This window comes from Burkholderia sp. AU4i, from assembly GCF_000466765.1.
Taxonomy (GTDB): Bacteria; Pseudomonadota; Gammaproteobacteria; order Burkholderiales; family Burkholderiaceae; genus Burkholderia; species Burkholderia cepacia.
The window spans coordinates 1-19,387 of sequence record NZ_ASSI01000062.1; the positions used below are offsets into that span (position 1 = coordinate 1).

Sequence of the window (19,387 nt, forward strand, 5' to 3'; positions counted from 1 at the left end):
CCGCGCGGGCGGCGGCGCGCGAGCGACAGCCGGCCGGCCGCCGACGGCAGCACTTCGCCGGCCGCGCGCGACGGCAGCCCGGCTGCTTCGTGCAGCGCCTTGATCGTGACCGACGTCTCGAACGACGCCTTCGCGCGCGTCGAGCCGCTTTCGCGCACGAGCCAGTCGACGATCGCAGCGAAGTGCGTTTCCGCGACGGTGGCCGCGCGGCGCAGGACGGCCGCGCGCTCGTCGTACGGCAGCGCGAACCATGCGGGCTGTGCGCGATGTGCGGCGGCCGACGCTTCGGCCACCGCTGCGCCATCCGCGAGGCCGAGGCGGCCGAGCGTGTTGCCGGTCGCGGGTTCGATCACGTCGGCCGCGTGCGGGCTGGCGTGCCAGCGTCCGTTGAAAGTCTTGCCGTGCCAGATGTCGGCGTCGAACAGTGCCGTGTTGCTGCTGCTATCCATGTACGCTCCTGAGGAAATTCCGACCCGCCGGATCGGGCCTTGGATCGTCCCGACCGGCATGCGCGCGAGGGTAGGCGGGCGCGGCGAAGCGGGGCTATCCGGGTTTCTTCCCACCCGCGGAGGGCGCGCGGAATGGGGGGCGTCTGCGAATTTGTGTGCGGAAACTGAACAGTCGTTGTGCGGATTGGTGCCGCACGCCGTCTGGGGACTCGGCAGGTTATGGCAGGTGTAGTGCGACGTGCGCTGCGTCTGAAGGCTCGGCGCGCAAACCTGTGGGAAGACACCTGAGCTCACGCTTCGTCGGAGCGGTAGTTGGCGACCCGCAAGGGGGTCGTGTTTGCCCAAAACGGACATTCGAAGCATTCGCCACGAACGTTGCACCGCATAGCGGTGCCTATCCCGGTGCTAGCGCGTTAAAGCTTCCATGGTTTGGACAATACGGCCAAACTTGTCATTGCCCTCAAAGGCCGCACAGGTCCGTGCGTATACCTGTTCCTTCCCGTCATTCTTGGAAAAAAATACTTCCGCGCAATCGCAGCGTAAGGTTGCCACCTTTGCATGAGTCCGGGTATCGGTTAACGTCGCGACCCAGCAACTATCGGCACATCCACAGCTACCGTAGGCAAGTACTTGATGGCGCCGGTGCCAAGGCAACGGCTCGGTCCTCACGCCTTGCGCTCCAACCTTTGACAAGAATAAGAGCGCGAGCAAACACACGGCCGTGCGCGTTCTATTGCGGTTCATGTCTATAACCATCGAGATTTGATTTTACTGATAGTGACCCGCGGCGGGATTTTGCAGCCACGCCCGATGAGTATCTTGGCCTCGGCGCGACTGCGGAATCCTTCCCGATTAAATCGCTTCTCCCGCAGCGTGCCGTTGGAACCTTCAGCGGAGTCGTTCTGCCAAGGGCGGCAAGAACGGACACAGCGTGTACGATCTGATCTTCAAGAAAACCATCCAAGGAGAGAGGAATGAGTCCGGAACAGGCCCGAGCCGAAGAAACCCAGGCGATGGAGCGCATGGTGGCCGCCACGCTGCGCGTGCAGAGTACGTTCGCCTCGATGCAGAAGCAATTTCCGCCGCAAGGCAGCGGCGAGCCTTCGCCGTTCGCGCTGCAAACCTTTGATGCCGCCCTGCAGGAACTTGAAGACGCACAGGCCGCGTTCGATGCGCTGCTGAACGACCTGATCGACGGTAACCGCTAAAGGCTACGCCCTTATCTGCACCGATTGCCGACGATCTAAAAAGCTGTGTCGAACGGCCGCTTGAATCCATCGCCGACGGCGGCCGGCCGCCGGTCTGTGACGCATGACCGGCGCAGATCGACCCACAGCCCCCCGTCGCGCTATCGCCAGTTAAACGGCGGATGACAGAGTGGTGCGGTCATCCAAGTCGGCTTCGCGACGACGGTAGGTCAGCCATAGCCGCTCGCGGTCCAGCGTCGCAGCTGCTGCACGCCAACTAGTTGGCATTCTCAAAAGACCCGGGAGCTCCCTAGTAAATACATCCTCGGTTTTGTCGCAACGTGAACTATCGACTGTATATTGCCCCTGAGTTCTCAGGACTCAGGCAACTACTCCTCGAGGACCTCGACCCGGACGACACCCCCTCCGGACTGTGTTCGGTTGATAGGCTTGCCGCTCCCCGGGCCTTCTGCTTACCTGTTCACTTCAGACGCTGCAACAAGGCGAATTAGGTCGGCTCTGCCGGCCGTCACCGGCCATTCCCCCATCGCGGTGTGCGGGAAACCGTATCGATAAGGCTCGACGCAGGCTGTGTGTACTCGACGGAAACGTTAAACCTTAGTGAGGCGACTACGAAAGACGTAGAATGTCATGCATCCATTAAAGCGGGTAGATTCTATGACAACGATCGTTTTTGTGGTGAGTCACCTGGGCGCAGTGCATGGGGGTGTCAACGTTTTCAACGCTGAAATGCTCCCGGTTCTAGCAACCTATGACGACCTTCGTACCATCTGCCTGGTACCCAGCACGCAATGCGTGGACAAATCACTTTCACACCTAACACGCGTTCTTCCTTTAAGAAGTACCGGTGACAAATTTCTGCTGCCCGTCGACGATGCCTTGCAAGCCGTCACTTTGTTGAAGGACGTTGGACGGATCGATGCAGTAGTGGGACACGATGTAGTTACCGGGGATTTAGCTATCGAGATTGCTGATAAACTCGGTGCAAAAAAGATTTTGATTCATCACATGGCATACGGGCGCTACATCGCATTAATGCGCGACCCGGAAGCGGCGAGGGCCAAGGAGAAACATCAACAACGGCTTTTTCCTAAGGCAGATCGGTGCTTTGCGGTTGGACCGCTGCTTTTAGATAGCCTGAAGGATATCAGGCGTTTATCTCAGGAGATGCCTGAACCGAAGCTTTTACTTCCGCCGTTGCTTAGCATCGAGCCCTCCTCGACGCCGCGCAGTGCTCCCAGGATCCTTTACTCGGGCCGAATTGAAGCCAGCAACGATGCGGTCAAACAGGGAACGCTAGCGGCACGAGCCATCGGACGAGCATTGCGCCACTTGGCGGAAGATGTGCACGACGCTAGCGTAGACATTTATGGGTTTGATCCTGACCCAGCTTTGATCGACGAGTTCAGAGAACTTCTCGAACGGGAAGCCGGTTATCGGATTCCCGTCAAGTGCTTGCAGTTCACAGACTCGCGAGCCGAGATGCTCAACGTAGTCAAGGATGCCAGCCTTTTTGTGATGCCATCCGTGCATGAAGGATTCGGCCTTGTTGCGTGGGAAGCCATGTGTTGCGGCGTCCCATTGGTCGTTTCGAAGAATTCAGGCTTCTACCGCTTTGTACAGTCACTCGGACAAGCGGCGTTTGTCGATGGTGTATCGGTACAACATCACAACACGGACGACGCCGTTAATCAGCAGATTGACGAGCTAGCCAATCGAATTCGATCTCGAATTGAATATCCGTTGGATGCACATCAACGAGCCGAAAAATTGCTGACAGCGGTGCGAGCACAAGGCGGCGTGAGTGAAACGCTGGATGACTTTGTCGTTGAGTGTGGCTATCCGCTCAAAACGTCGAGCAGCCAACATGAGGCAAAACCATCTAGCTCAAGCAACCTCGACCCTTTGATTGTAGACCTTACGATCGAAGTAGATGTTGGACTGGATGAACAGGATCAAGTTGCGTATCGTTGCATCACGGGCGTCCGACGCATTCGGAGCGCCTTTTATGCTCTCTGTAATGGGATTTCAGGAGCGAGTGTCAACGTCAAATCGAGTTACTTAGACAGATTGCTTGAGATGGCGAGTTCTGATCCTGACGCAGACTTGCGCGCTGATGCAGCGCTTAGGTTCAGAGCAGATCAACCTAAGATTAAGAAGCTAGAGGAATTTTTGAACGGAGCGTTGCTCTCGCTTGCGGCACCGGATTTCGCCGATCTCCCATTTCCCACGGATCATGACCGCGCATTGGCGTTCGTACAGTTGATCGATATTCTCGGTCGGCCTACGTCCGAAGAGGAGAAGACGTACATCGACGCAGTGAGGTTCGAACCTTACAAGACTTTTAGTGTGCGGATTCCAACGAAATTGCTCGAGAGTAAGGATTTCTACGAGCCGCTATTTACTATAAATGATGGCGCCACGTTGGGAGATCTTTGGTTTGACTGCTGTAGTGATATCGCTGCGGCGTACCTTCGGGCATTCTATGCCAAGTCAATCGAGGACGGTACGCAACCGCCGCCATTGGGGCACCTTTTAGAATGGCGAATTGGCTCACACTAGGAGCGTCGGCGTCCTATTAACCATTGCCGTGCCAGCACTAGCTGCCTCTGAACTCTTACCCGAAGAGGTCATTGCCAATCGAAGGAAAATTAGAAAGAGGCGCCACTGTCCGATGCCCGAGCCCTCGCCAATTAATGAATGTTGACAATACGGCACTTAGGAGCCAGCGCTGGCGCGTTCAATGATTGCGGAGCATTACTCGACGGACGATTCATCGCGTCGTCCGTGGGAAAGCCAATCAAGTCTGCCGCGGTTACAACCGTGGGGATCGGGCGTTTAACATCACAGTCTCGATGAGAGGATAGGGGTATGTCGCCTCTTTGCCATCTGTGCCCACTAACTCGCGCTAATAGTGCCGCTCTGCGATCAGGGCGCGCCAGTCGACACGCCCCAGCTGTCGAGCATTGGGCAGGTTTCGGAGCGGAGGCGCCGTTCCAGCGACCGTTGCAAGACACACGCGAACGTCTCAGACTGGCCGCCAACCGACGGATGCGGCCGACGGTTGCCGACCCGGAGTAGTCAGCCAAGATTCTCGAAAGCGGTCGTTCAGTGAAGCACGTCTAAACGAATAATCACATCATATTCACCCCAGAGTTTGCGTCACAAGCTGGCTGGCTATTTGGCGAAACACATCACGAAGGATTTCGCCTCGCATAAGCTCAACGAAAAGCGCTACTGGACCAGTCGCGGGGTTATCGTGCCGGAGGTGATGCCGATTGATTACATCCTGAGTGACGATCCAGCGACGGCGCTTAAGGTCGCATTTGACGCCGCTCGTCTTGTCGGTGCGTCGCTGGAGCGGTGTGAGATGTTCTGGCGTCAGGAATTAGGCGCGCTCTAGTTATCGACTCGGGAACGTGTCAGCCCATTCGCCCCGACTCAAGCCGCAGTATTCGGGTCGGCTTCACCGTCGTCGAGCGCGAACGTATCGACGAGGCGCCTGGAGAACAACACACCGAACTTCCCTCTCCCTTCGTCGAGAGCAAGGTTGCGTTGCTCAGACACTCGTTCGATGTGATCGCGTGTCACCGGGGTCAGGTGGGTCTTCAGTTGAGCCACCATGTTGTTTACGACCTGGACTTCATTTGCCAGACGGTGCAGTCCAACAGCTTGAATATCAACCCCAACCGTGCGCTCCCATAGCGATCGGTACTGCTTGAAGACGGGAACGGTGCCGTGGAAATAGACCTCGTTGAATTTGAGTTGCTCAAGCACAACATTGCCATGAAGCAAGTTGTTTCTCTCATTCACCAGCGTGTGATACGCCTTGAATGCTGCGTGCTCGTAGTCCACCTGGGATTCGAAGCCCAGGCAGGTCACCGACAGGTTCATGATCCTAATATCGATTGGTTGGCGGATCGTGTTGTCTCGCAGCCTCTGATTGGACTTTAGCTCGGGCCGCATGAGGGCGAATAGCAGGAGATTGACGAAAGCTTCGGCCATTACCGGGAGCATCGATCGGATGCCGAAGCACAGGCCAAGGCCCTTCGAATACCTAGTGGTTACGTCAGACCAGTCGGTGTTAAGCACCTGCTGGACGCTTGCGATGTCCGGCATTGCGTCGTCTTCGGGTCGAAGGTTCAAAGCGTTGAGTTCGCGGAGGAGCGAGTCGACTGAACTGCGGATTCGCTGATACGGATTCACGAATTCGGTCCAGTCCTCGAGCGACTTTCGCACCTGAGCCATCTGCTGGCCGTGACTCGCGAAGTCAGCCTTGATCTGGGTGGCGAGATCTGGCATGTCTGCCTGGCTGATGCCAGAGACGTCAATAAGGATGACCGCGGTTCGGAAGTTCATTCCCTGGAACAGCACCCAGCCAGTAGACGCCCGTAGCATCCACTCCCAATGGATCAGGTTCTCCGAGCTGTCATTCCGCAAGAGATTTTGCGGGCCATTCGGAACACCGAATCGAGCGCGGAAGTAGCAGTACAGATCGCTTGGCGCGACTTCGTTTCTGAGAGCAAGAAACGTCGATTTCGGCTCTCGATTCTTGCGCTGCAACTCAGCGAGGATCTCGGTGAGCGGCGGGCAGTCGAGATCAGCAACGAAATTGGCGGGAAGTGACATAGCAACTCGTCGACGGTGGAAGGATGCCAGGAACGGGTGCGGCGCGGTTAAAACAACGGCAGTCTACGCTTTGCGGAGCGTCCGTTCGTGGCCGTACACGGAAATTCGCCCATCAGCCTGATTGAAGGTTGGCTACGCAATCGTTGATTGCCTGTGCGAACACCCGCCAACCCGATTCCTTCCAGTTGTTCGCGGAAATCGACGCCGAAGCTGAAAGCCGGACGGCCAGCCGCACCATTTTCCGCGTCAGGAAAACCCTGATCGACTCGGCAGACCGTCGGTTTCAGGCCATTTTCCCGCCGCCACGAGCCGCCGCATTGCGCCCCCGTCCGAACGGTACCCCGCACCCGCACGACCGCGCCCCATCAAGCTTCTCAGCCCGCATACCTAGCCAAAACAGGTATGGCGCGCCGCAGTATTCAGCGTGATGAGCGTGAATTCAATACCTGTCAGGTATCAAAAATCCCGCCTAAAAGTATTGGACGCTCCATCTGGCCGGGACGTATAAATCGCCTCAAGAACTTCACCCCCACCGCGTGCCCCATGTCCTCCGTCACCATCGAACGTATCGAAACCCGCCTCGTCGACCTGCCGACGATCCGCCCGCACAAGCTGTCGGTGGCCACGATGCACGGCCAGACGCTGATGCTCGTGAAGGTGTTCTGCAGCGACGGTGTGACGGGCTTCGGCGAAGGCACGACGATCGCCGGCATGGCCTATGGCCCGGAGAGCCCCGAAGCGATGAAGCTCGCGATCGACGCGTACCTCGCGCCGGCGATCGTCGGCAAGGATGCGACGCGCATCCAGACACTGATGGCGTTCCTCGGCAAGCTGGCTAAAGTAAATCACTTCGCGAAAAGCGCGCTCGAAACCGCGCTGCTCGACGCGCACGGCAAGCGGCTCGGCGTGCCGGTGAGCGAGCTGCTCGGCGGGCGCCGGCGCGATCGCCTGCCGGTCGCGTGGACGCTCGCGTCGGGCGACACTGCCACCGACATCGCCGAAGCCGAGCGCATGCTCGACCAGCGCCGCCACAACGTGTTCAAGCTGAAGATCGGCGCGAAGGCGCCCGAGACGGATATCCGGCACGTGGCCGAGATCAAGAAGGCCATCGGCGATCGCGCATCGGTGCGCGTCGACGTGAACATGGCGTGGAGCGAAACTCAGGCCGCGCGCGCGATTCCGGCGCTGGCCGATGCCGGCTGCGAACTGGTCGAGCAGCCGGTGGCCTCGGCCGCGGCGCTGGCGCGCCTGATGCGCCGCTTCCCGGTCGCGCTGATGGCCGACGAAATCCTGCAGGGCCCCGACAGCGCATTCGAGATCGCGAAGCATCACGGCGCGGACGTGTTCGCGATCAAGATCGAACAGAGCGGCGGCCTGTTCGCCGCGCAGCGCGTGGCCGCGATCGCGGACGCGGCCGGCATCGAGCTGTACGGCGGCACGATGCTCGAAGGCGCGTTCAGCACGGTGGCGTCCGCGCACCTGTTCGCGAGTTTCGCGAACCTGCAGTGGGGCACCGAACTGTTCGGGCCGCTGCTGATCACCGAAGAGATCCTGACGCAGCCGCTCGATTACAGCGACTTCGAACTGACCGTGCCGGACGGCCCCGGTCTCGGCATCGAACTCGACGAGGACAAGGTCAGGCGTTTCACCCGCGACGGACTCACCCGCGTCGCGCGGTAACCCGAGTCACGCACCGCCGTCATTCCCCCAAATACACGTGGAGACATCATCATGAGCGTCAAAGTTTTCGAAACCCGGGAAGTGCAGGATCTGCTGAAGGCCGCGTCGAACGCGGGCGCGGACAACCCGAAGGGCGGCAACGCGCGCACGCAGCAGGTCGTGCTGCGGCTGCTCGGCGACCTGTTCAAGGCGATCGACGATCTCGACATCACGCCCGACGAAGTGTGGGCCGGCGTGAACTACCTGAACAAGCTCGGCCAGGACGGCGAAGCGGCGCTGCTCGCGGCCGGCCTCGGCCTCGAGAAGTTTCTCGACATCCGGATGGACGCCGAGGACGAAGCGCTCGGCCTCGACGGCGGCACGCCGCGCACGATCGAAGGGCCGCTGTACGTCGCCGGCGCACCGGTGCGCGACGGCGTCGCGAAGATCGACCTCGATGCGGACGACGGCGCGGGCCCGCTCGTGATCCACGGCACGGTCACCGGTGTCGACGGCAAACCGGTGGCCGGCGCGGTGGTCGAGTGCTGGCATGCGAACTCGCACGGCTTCTACTCGCACTTCGACCCGACCGGCAAGCAGAGCGACTTCAACCTGCGCGGCGCGGTGAAGACGGGCGCAGACGGCAAGTACGAATTCCGCACGCTGATGCCGGTCGGCTACGGTTGCCCGCCGCAGGGCGCGACGCAGCAGCTGCTGGACAGCCTCGGCCGCCACGGCAACCGCCCGGCGCACGTGCACTTCTTCGTGACCAGCGACGGCCACCGCAAGCTGACGACCCAGTTCAACATCGACGGCGACCCGCTGATCTGGGATGACTTCGCGTATGCGACCCGCGAAGAACTGATCCCGCCCGTCACCGGCAAGACCGGCGGCGCCGCGCTCGGCCTGAAGGCCGACGCTTACCAGGACATCGAGTTCAACTTCGTCCTGACGCCGCGCGTCGAGGGCAAGGACAACCAGATCGTCGAACGCCTGCGCGCTTCCGCCACGGCATAACCGCCCGACGGCTCGGCGGCGCGCAGGCGCCGCCGCCGGCCGGGTTCCCGCGAGATTCAACCGATTACCGATGCGAGCGTGCTTGCAGAACGCGGCACGCGCATGGGAGGAGCCATCATGTCCGCCACGATCGACCAAGCCAACGACCTGGATCACCTGCTCGCCACCGCCGTGCAGGACGACAAGGAGGCCGGCGTATTCCGCTGCCGCCGCGACATCTTCACGAACGCCGAGCTGTACGAGCTCGAGATGAAGCACATCTTCGAAAGCAACTGGGTGTACCTGGCGCACGAAAGCCAGATTCCCGACAACAACGATTACTACACGACGTGGATCGGCCGCCAGCCGATCGTGATCACGCGCGACAAGACCGGCGAGCTGCACGCGGTCATCAACGCCTGCGCGCACAAGGGCGCGATGCTGTGCCGCCGCAAGCACGGCAACAAGGGCAGCTTCACGTGCCCGTTCCACGGCTGGACCTTCTCGAACACCGGCAAGCTGCTGAAGGTGAAGGACGAGAAGACGACGGAATACCCGGTGCAGTTCAACACGCACGGTTCGCACGATCTGAAGAAGGTGGCGCGCTTCGCGAACTATCGCGGCTTCCTGTTCGGCAGCCTCGGCGCCGACGTGCTGCCGCTCGAGGACTACCTCGGCGAGGCGCGCGTGATCATCGACCAGATCGTCGACCAGGCGCCGAACGGGCTCGAGGTGCTGCGCGGCAACTCGTCCTACATCTACGAAGGCAACTGGAAGATGCAGATGGAGAACGGCTGCGACGGCTACCACGTCAGCACCGTGCACTGGAACTACGCGGCGACGATGGGCCGCCGCAAGGAAGACGGCACCAAGGCCGTCGACGCGAACAGCTGGAGCAAGTCGGTCGCGGGCGTGTACGGCTTCGACAACGGCCACATCCTGCTGTGGACGAAGACGATGAACCCGGAAGTGCGGCCCGTGTACCAGCATCGCGATGAAATCAAGGCGCGCGTCGGCGACGTGCAGGCCGACTTCATCGTCAACCAGACGCGCAACCTGTGCGTGTACCCGAACGTGTTCCTGATGGACCAGTTCAGCACGCAGATCCGCGTGGTGCGGCCGCTCGGCGTCGACAAGACCGAGGTCAGCATCTTCTGCTTCGCGCCGAAGGGCGAGAGCGAAGCCGACCGCACGACCCGCATCCGCCAGTACGAGGATTTCTTCAACGTGACGGGCATGGGTACCGCCGACGATCTCGAGGAGTTTCGCGCGTGCCAGGCCGGTTATGCGGGCATCACGGCGATGTGGAACGACCTGTCGCGCGGCGCGCCGCTGTGGGTCGACGGGCCCGACGAGAACGCGAGGAAGATGGGGCTGAACCCGCGCATTTCCGGCGAGCGCAGCGAGGACGAAGGGCTGTTCGTGTGCCAGCACGAACATTGGGTGAATGTGATGCGCGATGCGCTGAAGAAGGAACGCGGGGAGGTGGCAGCATGAGCTTCGATTACCGGACTGTCTGCGCCGCGCTGTATCGCGAAGCGCGCCTGCTCGACGATCGCCAGTGGGACGAGTGGCTGACCTGCTACACGGAGGACGTCACGTACTGGATGCCCGCGTGGGACGACGACGATCGGCCGACCGACGATCCGCAAAGCCAGATCTCGCTGATGTATTACGCAGACCGCGGCGGCCTCGAGGATCGCGTGTTCCGGATCAAGACCGAGCGCAGCGGCGCATCGACGCCCGAGCCGCGCACCAGCCACAACGTGACGAACGTCGAGGTGCTGGCCGAACGCGAGAACGAAGTGGACGTGCGCTACAACTTTCACACGCTGAACCACCGCTACCGCGTGACCGATCACTTCTTCGGCACGATGTTCGTCACGTTGCGCAACGCGGGCGATGAGCTGCTGATCTCGTACAAGAAGATCGTGCTGAAGAACGACTACATCCGGCAGGTGCTCGACGTCTATCACGTCTGACGCTGTTGTTTTGTCATGAAAGGAAGTGGAGGTGACGCCATGTCCAGCTACAAGATTGCACTGAATTTCGAGGACGGGGTAACCCGCTTCATCGATTGCAAGGCCGGCGAGAAGGTTCTCGACGCGGCCTTCCGCGCGAAGATCAACCTGCCGATGGATTGCTCCGACGGCGTGTGCGGCACCTGCAAGTGCCGCGCCGAGAGCGGCCGCTACGATCTCGGCGACGACTACATCGACGACGCGCTCACCGAAGACGAAAAGGACGGCGGCCTCGTGCTGACCTGCCAGATGGTGCCGCAAAGCGATTGCGTGATCGCGGTGCCGACGTCGTCGGTCGCGTGCAAGACGGGCCAGAGCGGGTTCGCGGCCACGGTGACGAAGGTCGAGCAGCACAACGATGCGGCCGTCGTGCTCGAACTCGACGTCGGCACGGCCGCGCCCGTGTTCCTGCCGGGCCAGTACGTGAACATCGACGTGCCGGCGAGCGGCCAGCACCGTTCGTATTCGTTCTCGTCGGCGCCGGCCGATGCGAAGGTGAGTTTCCTGATCAAGAAGATCCCCGGCGGCGTGATGAGCACGTGGCTCGAATCGGCGCGGCCCGGCGACACGCTCGAACTGCACGGGCCGCTCGGCAGCTTCTACCTGCGCGACGTGCAGCGGCCGCTGCTGTTCCTGGCCGGCGGCACGGGGCTCGCGCCGTTCCTGTCGATGCTCGAAGTGCTCGCGCGCAGCGGCTCGCAGCAGAAGGTGCACCTGATCTACGGCGTGACGCGCGATCTCGACCTCGTGCTCGTCGATGCGATCGAAGCGTATGCGGCGAAGCTGCCGAACTTCAGCTTCGCGACGGTCGTGGCCGACGCAGCGTCGAGCCATCCGCGCAAGGGCTGGGTCACCCAGCACATCCCGGCCGATGCGCTGAACGACGGCGACGTCGACGTGTATCTGTGCGGGCCGCCGCCGATGGTCGACGCGGTGCGCAAGTATTTCGACGACGAAGGCGTGAAGCCGAACAGCTTCCACTACGAGAAGTTCACCCCCAACGTCACTGCAAAGGCGGCATGATCATGCAGCGATTCTCAGGCAAGGTCATCGTCGTCACGGGGGCCGCGCAGGGCATCGGCCGCGGCGTCGCGCTGCGCGCGGCAGCCGAAGGCGGCAGGGTGCTGTTCGTCGATCGCGCGGATTTCGTCGCCGAGGTCGCGGCCGAAGCGACGGGCGGCGAGACGGCCGGGTTCGTCGCGGATCTCGAAACCTACGACGGTGCGCATGCGGCGATCGCGCACGCGGTGCAGACGTTCGGCGGTATCGACATCCTGATCAACGGCGTGGGCGGCGCGATCCGCATGCGGCCGTTCGCCGAATTCGAGCCCGCGCAGATCGACGCGGAAATCCGCCGTTCGCTGATGCCGACGCTCTATACGTGTCATGCGGTGCTGCCGCACCTGCTCGCGCGCGGCGGCGGCACGATCGTCAACATCTCGTCGAACGCGACGCGCGGGATTCGCCGCGTGCCGTACTCGGCGGCGAAAGGCGGCGTCAATGCACTGACGTCGGCGCTCGCGATGGAATATGCGGAACACAACATCCGGGTCGTGGCCACCGCGCCGGGCGGCACCAGCGCACCGCCGCGCCGCGTGCCGCGCAATGCGGCCGGCGACAGCGAACGGGAACAGGCGTGGATGGGCGAAGCCGTGCGCCAGGTCACGGAATCGACGTATCTCAAACGCTACGGCAGCCTCGACGAGCAGGTCGCGCCGATCCTGTTCCTCGCCTCCGACGAGGCGAGCTACATCACCGGCACGGTGCTGCCGGTCGCGGGCGGCGATACGGGTTGAGTCGTGCGTCGTCGCGCCGCCTGGCATGTGTCCAGGATGTTCATCGACAACCCATCCATCTATCCACCCACCAACCGGCCGGCGCGAAGACGCCGGCCACGGAGACTCCCATGCGTGATCGCAAAGCCATCGTTCCGGCGGGAATGGCAGCGGTGTACGAGAAGATCGGCTATGCGCCCGGCCTGAAGGTCGGCGATACGCTGTACGTATCCGGCCAGATCGGCCGCGATGCGGCGATGCAACTCGTCGAGGATCGTGAAGCACAGATCGTGCAGGCGTTCGAGAATCTGAAGCAGGTACTGAACGCGGCGGGTGCATCGTTCAGCGACGTGGTCGACCTGACGACCTTCCATACCGACATGCGCGACCTGCCGTTGTTCATGCAGGTGCGCGACCGCTACCTCGATGCCCACCCGAAGCCGGCGTGGACGGCGGTCGGTGCGCACATGCTGGGCGGCGCGCCCGGCTATATCGTCGAGATCAAGGCGGTGGCCGTGTTGCCGGCGTGACGCTTGCCGGCACGGAGCGAGAGACGTCGCGATCCACCGGTCAATCCTGACGAAATGCTTTCTCGCGACGTCGGGCGTGCGTCGTTGCGCCGCGGTCGGCGACAAGTCGCGCGAGTTCGTTTATGGTGCGAGGGAACGCAGCGTCATCTCTTTCCTTCCGTCGAGAATCCGCGATGAAATGCCTGCCACGCGCCGTCTTTGCCGCCTTCGCTTTCACCGTCGCGCAAGCCGCGCTCGCCCAGGCGCCCGCCACGGTGCGGCTCGAAGACATGACCTGGACCGAGCTGCGCGACAGCATCCGGGCCGGCAAGACCACCATCCTGATCCCGGTCGGCGCAACCGAGCAAAGCGGGCCGTACGTCGCGCTGGGCAAGCACAATGCGCGGGTCGCGGTACTGTCCGAGCGGATCGCGCGAGGCCTCGGCAACGCGATCGTCGCCCCCGTCATCGCCTATGTGCCCGAGGGCGGTTATGCGCCGCCGACGTCGCACATGCGCTTTCCCGGCACGATCACCGTGCCCGACGACGTCTTCGAAAAGACCCTCGAGTCCGCCGCCAACAGCTTCCGGGTCCATGGCTTCACGAACATCGTGTTCCTCGGCGACCACGGCGGCTACCAGAACGACATCCGGCAGTCGGTCGCGCGGCTGAACAAGTCGTGGGCCGGCACGGGCGCGCGCGCGTTCGTGCCGGCCGAGTATTACGGCACCAGCTCCGACGGTTACGACCACCTCCTGCGCGAGCACGGTGTGCCCGCCGCGGACATCGGCACGCACGCGGGGCTGGCCGATACGTCGCTGCTGCTGGCGGTAGCGCCGGGCATGGTCAGGGTCGACAAGCTGCGCAACGCCGCGAAGCCGGGCGCCGTCGACGGCGTCTACGGCGGCGATCCGCGTCATGCGAGCGTCGAACTCGGCCGGCTGGGCACCGACGCGATCGTGTCGCGCACCGTCGACGCGATCAGAAAGGAAACCGCCGGCCGCTGACGCCGCCGCGCCATTGCGCCGCCTTTGCCGTCGTTCCATGCCATCGAACCGGGACATCGTCATGCAACCGCGCCTTCGCCTTCATATCCGCTTCCCCCGTCCCGCGATCGTCGTCGCGGCTGCGCTGGCCAGCTTTTGCGCCCAGGGTGCGATCGCGGCGTCCGCCGTCGCGGCCGTACCCGGCATGCCGCCCGTGATCAACCCGGACAACCTGTACGGCGAGGCCCAGGCCGGCCGCATGAGCGCGGTGGTGGCGGGCGCGCTGCCGCGCATCTATGTGCCGAACCTGCGATCGAACGACGTCTACGTGATCGACCCGGCCACGTACAAGGTCGTCGACCGGTTTGCCGTCGGCCGCAGCCCGCAGCACGTCGTGCCGGCGTGGGACCTGCGGACGCTGTGGGTCGCCAACAATGCGGAAGGGCGCACCGACGGCAGCCTGACGCCGATCGATCCGAAGACGGGCAAGCCCGGCCCGGCAGTGCGCGTCGACGATCCGTACAACATGTATTTCACGCCCGACGGCAAGGAGGCGATCGTCGTGGCCGAGGCGCATGCGCGGCTCGACTTCCACGACCCGGGCACGATGGCGCTGAAATCGAGCCTCGAGGTGCCGCAATGCAAGGGCATCAACCATGCGGACTTTTCGATCGACGGCCGGTATGCGCTCTTCACGTGCGAGTTCGGCGGCAAGCTCGCGAAGATCGACCTGGTGAATCGCAAGGTGCTCGGCTACCTCGAACTCGACCGGAAAGGGATGCCGCAGGACATCCGCGTGTCGCCGGACGGCAAGCTGTTCTATGTCGCCGACATGATGGCGGACGGCCTATACGTCGTCGACGGCGACCGCTTCGCGAAAACCGGTTTCATCCCGACCGGCGTCGGTACGCACGGGCTGTATCCGAGCCGCGACGGCACGAAGCTCTATATCGCGAATCGCGGCTCCAATCTCGTCCACGGGCCGCGCCACGGCAAGGGCAGCGTATCGGTGCTCGACTTCGCGACGCGCAAGGTGGTCGCGAACTGGCCGATCCCCGGCGGCGGCAGCCCCGACATGGGCAATGTCAGCGCGGACGGCAAGACGCTGTGGCTGTCAGGCCGCTTCGATGACGTCGTCTACGCGATCGACACCACGAGCGGCACGGTTCGATCGATTCCCGTCGGCATGGAGCCGCACGGCCTGACGGTGTGGCCGCAGCCGGGGCGCTATTCGCTGGGCCATACCGGCAACATGCGGTAGGGCGGCGGACGGTCAGTGCGCGCGGTCGTGCGCTCGCGTGCCACGACAGCGCGCACGCGCTGCGGCACGTCACTCCCACGCGTGCTTGCTGAACTGATAACCCTTGCAGCGGATCGTCTTGATGCGCTTCGGTTCCGTCAGGTCGTCGCGCAGCTTGCGGCGCAGCTTGGAGATGCGGCCGTCGATCGAGCGGTCGAAGCCGTCGAACTCGATTCCGCGTAACAGCTGCGTCAGGTCTTCCCGGCTGACCACTTCGCCGGCGCGGCAGACGAGGGCCCACAGCAGGTCGAATTCGGTCGAGGTCAGGCGCGGCGCGCTGCCGTCGGGAAGGCGAATCTTGCGATCCGCGCGGTCGATCGAAAACTTGCCGAACTCGAATCGCTGCGGCGATGCCGGCGCGCCGTCGACGGGGCGCAAGCGCATCCGTCGCAGGTGGGCCTTGATCCGCGCGAGCAGGATGCGCGGCTCGACCGGCTTGCGGAGAAAGTCGTCCGCGCCGAATTCCAGGCCGAGCAACTCGTCGAACTGCTCGTTGCGGGCCGTCATCATGATGACGATGCCGTCGTACTGCATGCGTGCGTCGCGGCAGATCTCGAAGCCGTCCTTGCCCGGCAGGTTGATGTCGAGCAGCACCAGGTCGGGGCGGCGCGCGACGATCGTGGACACGGCGTCGGTGCCGTCGAACAGCGTGTCCACCTCGTACTGATGCATGCGCAGATAGTCTGCGATCAGCGAGGACAATGGGACGTCGTCTTCGACGAGCAGGATTCGGATGGGCATCGCTAAACGAGGGGGCGAAACGGGAAAGTGGCGAGCGCTCAGGCCCGTCCGAACATGGGGAAGCCGAAGTGACGCGCATGATACTGAGAAACATTCCGGCAGAATGTGGCGAAATCTGCATCGTTCGGTCAGTCTCGCCGCGGGCGGGGCGTCGTCGTGTTGCAGGAACGCGAATGCACGAAGGGGCGATGTCGTGTTTAGTTGAACGACGCGATGTACGCGTAAACACGTTCGGAGCGGTATCCGGCGTGCAACCGGCTGAAATACCGGGCGGGAGGTCGTTCGTGCGGAAACGTTTGCGAAGTCGCCGCGCATGCGGGCGGCGCGCACGGTCGCCAGAGCAAAACCGGTAAAGATTGCTCTACATATCATTACAAAATATTACCTGCCGGGTGGCGTGCGGCCCGCCGTATCGGCGCGGAAGATTGCCTTCGCGCTACCGTCGGATCGCCTTGCGCAACCGCCTCACCTCCTGCTCGGACACCGGCGCCGCGCGATTGCCCCACGCGCCGCGCACATAGCTGACCACCGATGCGATCTCGCTGCTCGTCAGCGTGCCACGCATCGACGGCATCCGGCGCATCAGCCCCGGCTCCCCGGGAGCCGGGCGGGCGCCTTCCACGACGATGCGGATTGCGCTGGTCGGGTCGGCCGCGAGCACGGCTGAATTCCCCGCGAGCGGCGGCCCGTGATCGCGCACACCGGTACCGGCCGCACCGTGGCAGCGCGCGCAGAAGCCCGCATACACGCCGGCGCCGGGCGCCTGTTGGCCGCCTTCCGGACGCGGGCCGGCCGCCGTCAGCCGCGGGGTGCCGATGCCCAGCGGATTCGTGGCGGCGGTCGGGCGCGCCGGCAGCGATTTCAGATAGACGGCAATCGCTCGGCGATCGGCGTCGGTGAGCAGCGCGGTACTCTCGCCGACCACGGGTGCCATCGCGCCGAACACCGCGCCGCGCACCGCATGACCGTCACGAAGGAAGGCGGCGATATCGTCCACCGACCAGCTGCCGAGGCCGTCGGCGTCCGCGCCGGTCAGGTTCGGCGCGAACCAGTGGTCGTTGATGCCGCCGGTCAGGAAGGCGGCGCTGCGCTCGTCGTAGCCGCGTTCGTTGAAGCCGGGGCCGCGCGGCGTATGGCACGCGCCGCAGTGGCCGGGCCCCTGCACGAGATACGCGCCACGGTTCCATTCGGCCGATTGCGACGGCTGCGGCACGAACCGGTCGCGGTTGGCGAACGCGGCGCTCCAGAGCGCGAGTGCCCAGCGCTGGTCGAACGGAAACGGCAACTGCGTGAGCCTGGCGACGTTCGGGGATGGCGCGACGCCGCGCATGAAATACGCGTACAGCGCACGCACGTCGTCGTCGCTCAGGCGGGCGAACGACGGGTACGGCATCGCGGGATACAGCCGGCCGCCGTCCGCGCGTACGCCGCGCCGCAGTGCATCGTCGAACTGGCGCAGCGTGTAGTTGCCGATCCCGTGTACCGGGTCCGGCGTGATGTTCGGCGCATAGATTGGCCCGAACGGCGAATTCACCGGCTGGCCGCCCGCATACGGCGTGTGATCGGCCGCGTCGTGACATGCCGAGCAGTCGCCGGCGCGGGCGAGGTAACGGCCGCGCGCGATCGTCGCGGTGTCGGTATCGGCGGCAGCGGCCGCGACGGCTGCGACGGCCGGGCGGCGGGTTCGGGCGTCCGGCACCGGGCCCGGCGGCGCGGATGCACCAGAGGCACCAGAGGCACCAGAGGCACCAGAGGCACCAGAGGCACCGGCCGAGCGCACCGGCGCAAGCCGTGGATCGTCGTTCGCGCGCGCCGCCATCGCCGCGCTGGCAGCGGGCACCGATTCGCGAATCCGCGTGAAATGCCAGTCATTCGAATCGGCGTCGGGCTCGATCGTCGGCGCGGACGCCGACGACGCGGCTTGTGCCGTATTGTCGTTCGTCCCCTTCTCGTCGTGCGGGCCGCAGCCCGCGAGCGCGGCGCATATCGCAAGCGCGACGCCGGTGCGGCGGCCCGGCACGCGAAGCCGCGCGAACCCGGGCGGCTTCGGATTCGGAATCAGGATCAGTGCCATGGAGTGCAGGGCCCCACGAAAGCCGTGACGATCCCGGTGAACATGAGACCGATCACGAAGCCGAGCGCGGCGAGCATCCCGCAGCGCGCGAGAAAGCGCGTGCTGTCGTCGCGTGCCATGGCGGGCGCATCGGCATCGTGCCGGTGTCGCCATGCGTGTGCGAGCCACGTCGCGCAGGCCGCGGCCAGCGCAAAAGCGCCCGCTGCGATCAGCGCGAGCCACGCGCCAACATGTGCCCAGCGCGGCACGGCCTGCTCGATGCCGAACGGATAGCACGCGGTGGAGGCGAGCGTTTCGGACACCAGCATTTGCGCGAACCACAGCGCGGGGGCGCCGACGAGGCCGGCCGCGATCGCGAGCCACGGTGTCCACGAGCGTCGCGCGCCGTTCATCCCGGGCTCCTGAGCCAGTGAGGCGACACGTACAGTGCCGTGAAGATGAACAGCCACACGAAGTCGACGAAATGCCAGTAGAGCCCGCCGACTGTCAGTGCGACGCGCCGTTCGCGGCCGAAGAAGCCTGCGGCCGTCCAGCCGGCGAGCAGCGCGAGGATCGCGAGACCGGCCACGACGTGCGCGAGGTGGAACCCGGTGATCGTGAAGTACAGGCTGCCGTACAGATGCGCGGTGGGGCCGTACGGGTGGCCGCGCCATTCGTGCAGCTGGACGAGCGCGAACGCGGTGCCGAGCACCAGCGCGACGACGAGCATCGCGACCGCGCGCGGCCGGCTGCCGGCCCGCAGCGCGCGCTCGGCGAGCCACACGAACACGCTGCTCGACAGCAGCAGGACCGTATTGGCGGCCGCGAGCCCGATCTTCGGCATGCCTTCGGGCGGCCACGGCGCGGAAGATTGCGACTGCAGGTAGAAGTAGCAGAACAACAGGTAACCGAACAGCCCGGCCTCGGTCACGATCAACGTGAGCACGCCCCACCAGCCGCCCGCGCGTTCACCGCAACTGCCGACCGGCAGCGGCTCGATGCACGCGGCCGGCGCGCCGCGCGGCATCGTCGCGGAGGGCGGTTCGTCCGGGTGACGCCCG

At 63.9% G+C, this 19,387-nt stretch carries 18 protein-coding genes; 12 read left to right on the forward strand and 6 right to left on the reverse strand.

The genetic code is table 11. The features are described from left to right. The coding region (locus L810_RS14950; RefSeq protein ID WP_042974827.1) for an aldehyde dehydrogenase family protein at nucleotides 1-449 on the reverse strand (449 nt) is incomplete at its 3' end. A gap of 974 nt (nucleotides 450-1,423) precedes the next feature. Between L810_RS14950 and L810_RS14955 the strand changes: the two genes are divergently transcribed. The 3 genes from L810_RS14955 to L810_RS14970 all read left to right on the forward strand — a co-directional run bounded on the left by L810_RS14955 (nucleotide 1,424) and on the right by L810_RS14970 (nucleotide 5,060). Then, nucleotides 1,424-1,657, forward strand: coding sequence for a hypothetical protein (locus L810_RS14955; RefSeq protein WP_009691834.1), 234 nt, complete (start codon nucleotides 1,424-1,426; stop codon nucleotides 1,655-1,657). Between the two features lie 657 nt (nucleotides 1,658-2,314). After that, a complete protein-coding gene (locus L810_RS45195) occupies nucleotides 2,315-4,219 on the forward strand; it encodes a glycosyltransferase family 4 protein (protein ID WP_162175289.1) in 1,905 nt (634 codons plus the stop codon). A 619-nt stretch (nucleotides 4,220-4,838) separates the two neighbouring features. Further along, nucleotides 4,839-5,060 (forward strand): hypothetical protein, encoded by a 222-nt coding sequence (locus L810_RS14970; protein WP_257008867.1) that lies wholly within the window; start codon nucleotides 4,839-4,841, stop codon nucleotides 5,058-5,060. Between the two features lie 38 nt (nucleotides 5,061-5,098). On the opposite strand, the gene L810_RS14975 is transcribed toward L810_RS14970, so the two are convergent. Next, nucleotides 5,099-6,286 (reverse strand): hypothetical protein, encoded by a 1,188-nt coding sequence (locus L810_RS14975; RefSeq protein WP_063625733.1) that lies wholly within the window; start codon nucleotides 6,284-6,286, stop codon nucleotides 5,099-5,101. A 543-nt stretch (nucleotides 6,287-6,829) separates the two neighbouring features. Here L810_RS14975 and L810_RS14985 point away from each other — a divergent pair. The 9 genes from L810_RS14985 to L810_RS15025 all read left to right on the forward strand — a co-directional run bounded on the left by L810_RS14985 (nucleotide 6,830) and on the right by L810_RS15025 (nucleotide 15,493). Further along, a complete protein-coding gene (locus L810_RS14985; protein WP_042974833.1) occupies nucleotides 6,830-7,966 on the forward strand; it encodes a muconate/chloromuconate family cycloisomerase in 1,137 nt (378 codons plus the stop codon). A gap of 51 nt (nucleotides 7,967-8,017) precedes the next feature. Further along, entirely contained in the window at nucleotides 8,018-8,962 is a 945-nt protein-coding gene (catA, locus tag L810_RS14990; RefSeq protein ID WP_042974834.1) for a catechol 1,2-dioxygenase, read from the forward strand. Nucleotides 8,963-9,079: 117 nt separating this feature from the next. Beyond that, nucleotides 9,080-10,438 carry a Rieske 2Fe-2S domain-containing protein gene (locus tag L810_RS14995; protein ID WP_021159131.1) on the forward strand — a complete coding sequence of 453 codons (1,359 nt, stop codon included), beginning with the start codon at nucleotides 9,080-9,082 and terminating at the stop codon, nucleotides 10,436-10,438. After that, nucleotides 10,435-10,923: a benzoate 1,2-dioxygenase small subunit gene (gene benB, locus L810_RS15000; protein WP_021159132.1), complete on the forward strand. Its 489-nt coding sequence runs from the start codon at nucleotides 10,435-10,437 to the stop codon at nucleotides 10,921-10,923. The genes L810_RS14995 and benB overlap by 4 nt, the downstream gene beginning before the upstream one ends. 39 nt (nucleotides 10,924-10,962) lie before the next feature. Continuing rightward, nucleotides 10,963-11,985, forward strand: a complete 1,023-nt coding sequence (gene benC, locus L810_RS15005) for a benzoate 1,2-dioxygenase electron transfer component BenC (protein ID WP_021159133.1) — start codon at nucleotides 10,963-10,965, stop codon at nucleotides 11,983-11,985. Further along, nucleotides 11,982-12,758 carry a benzoate diol dehydrogenase BenD gene (benD, locus tag L810_RS15010; protein WP_021159134.1) on the forward strand — a complete coding sequence of 259 codons (777 nt, stop codon included), beginning with the start codon at nucleotides 11,982-11,984 and terminating at the stop codon, nucleotides 12,756-12,758. Before benC ends, benD begins: the two co-directional genes overlap by 4 nt. A gap of 110 nt (nucleotides 12,759-12,868) precedes the next feature. Then, a complete protein-coding gene (locus L810_RS15015; RefSeq protein ID WP_021159135.1) occupies nucleotides 12,869-13,267 on the forward strand; it encodes a RidA family protein in 399 nt (132 codons plus the stop codon). Nucleotides 13,268-13,440: 173 nt separating this feature from the next. After that, nucleotides 13,441-14,253 (forward strand): creatininase family protein, encoded by an 813-nt coding sequence (locus L810_RS15020; protein WP_042974835.1) that lies wholly within the window; start codon nucleotides 13,441-13,443, stop codon nucleotides 14,251-14,253. Nucleotides 14,254-14,314: 61 nt separating this feature from the next. Beyond that, nucleotides 14,315-15,493, forward strand: a complete 1,179-nt coding sequence (locus L810_RS15025) for a YncE family protein (protein WP_021159137.1) — start codon at nucleotides 14,315-14,317, stop codon at nucleotides 15,491-15,493. A 69-nt stretch (nucleotides 15,494-15,562) separates the two neighbouring features. Here the strand turns inward: L810_RS15025 and L810_RS15030 are convergent, their stop codons facing one another. The 4 genes from L810_RS15030 to L810_RS15045 form a co-directional block, all read right to left on the reverse strand. Continuing rightward, on the reverse strand, nucleotides 15,563-16,273 hold the full coding sequence (locus L810_RS15030) for a response regulator (RefSeq protein WP_021159138.1): 711 nt from the start codon (nucleotides 16,271-16,273) through the stop codon (nucleotides 15,563-15,565). A gap of 436 nt (nucleotides 16,274-16,709) precedes the next feature. Next, entirely contained in the window at nucleotides 16,710-18,347 is a 1,638-nt protein-coding gene (locus L810_RS15035) for a cytochrome c (protein WP_021159140.1), read from the reverse strand. Continuing rightward, nucleotides 18,338-18,739, reverse strand: coding sequence for a hypothetical protein (locus L810_RS15040; protein ID WP_021159141.1), 402 nt, complete (start codon nucleotides 18,737-18,739; stop codon nucleotides 18,338-18,340). The genes L810_RS15035 and L810_RS15040 overlap by 10 nt, the downstream gene beginning before the upstream one ends. Continuing rightward, nucleotides 18,736-19,387: cytochrome c oxidase subunit 3 (locus L810_RS15045; protein WP_257008869.1), on the reverse strand; the 652-nt coding region annotated here is incomplete at its 5' end. The genes L810_RS15040 and L810_RS15045, both read right to left, overlap by 4 nt.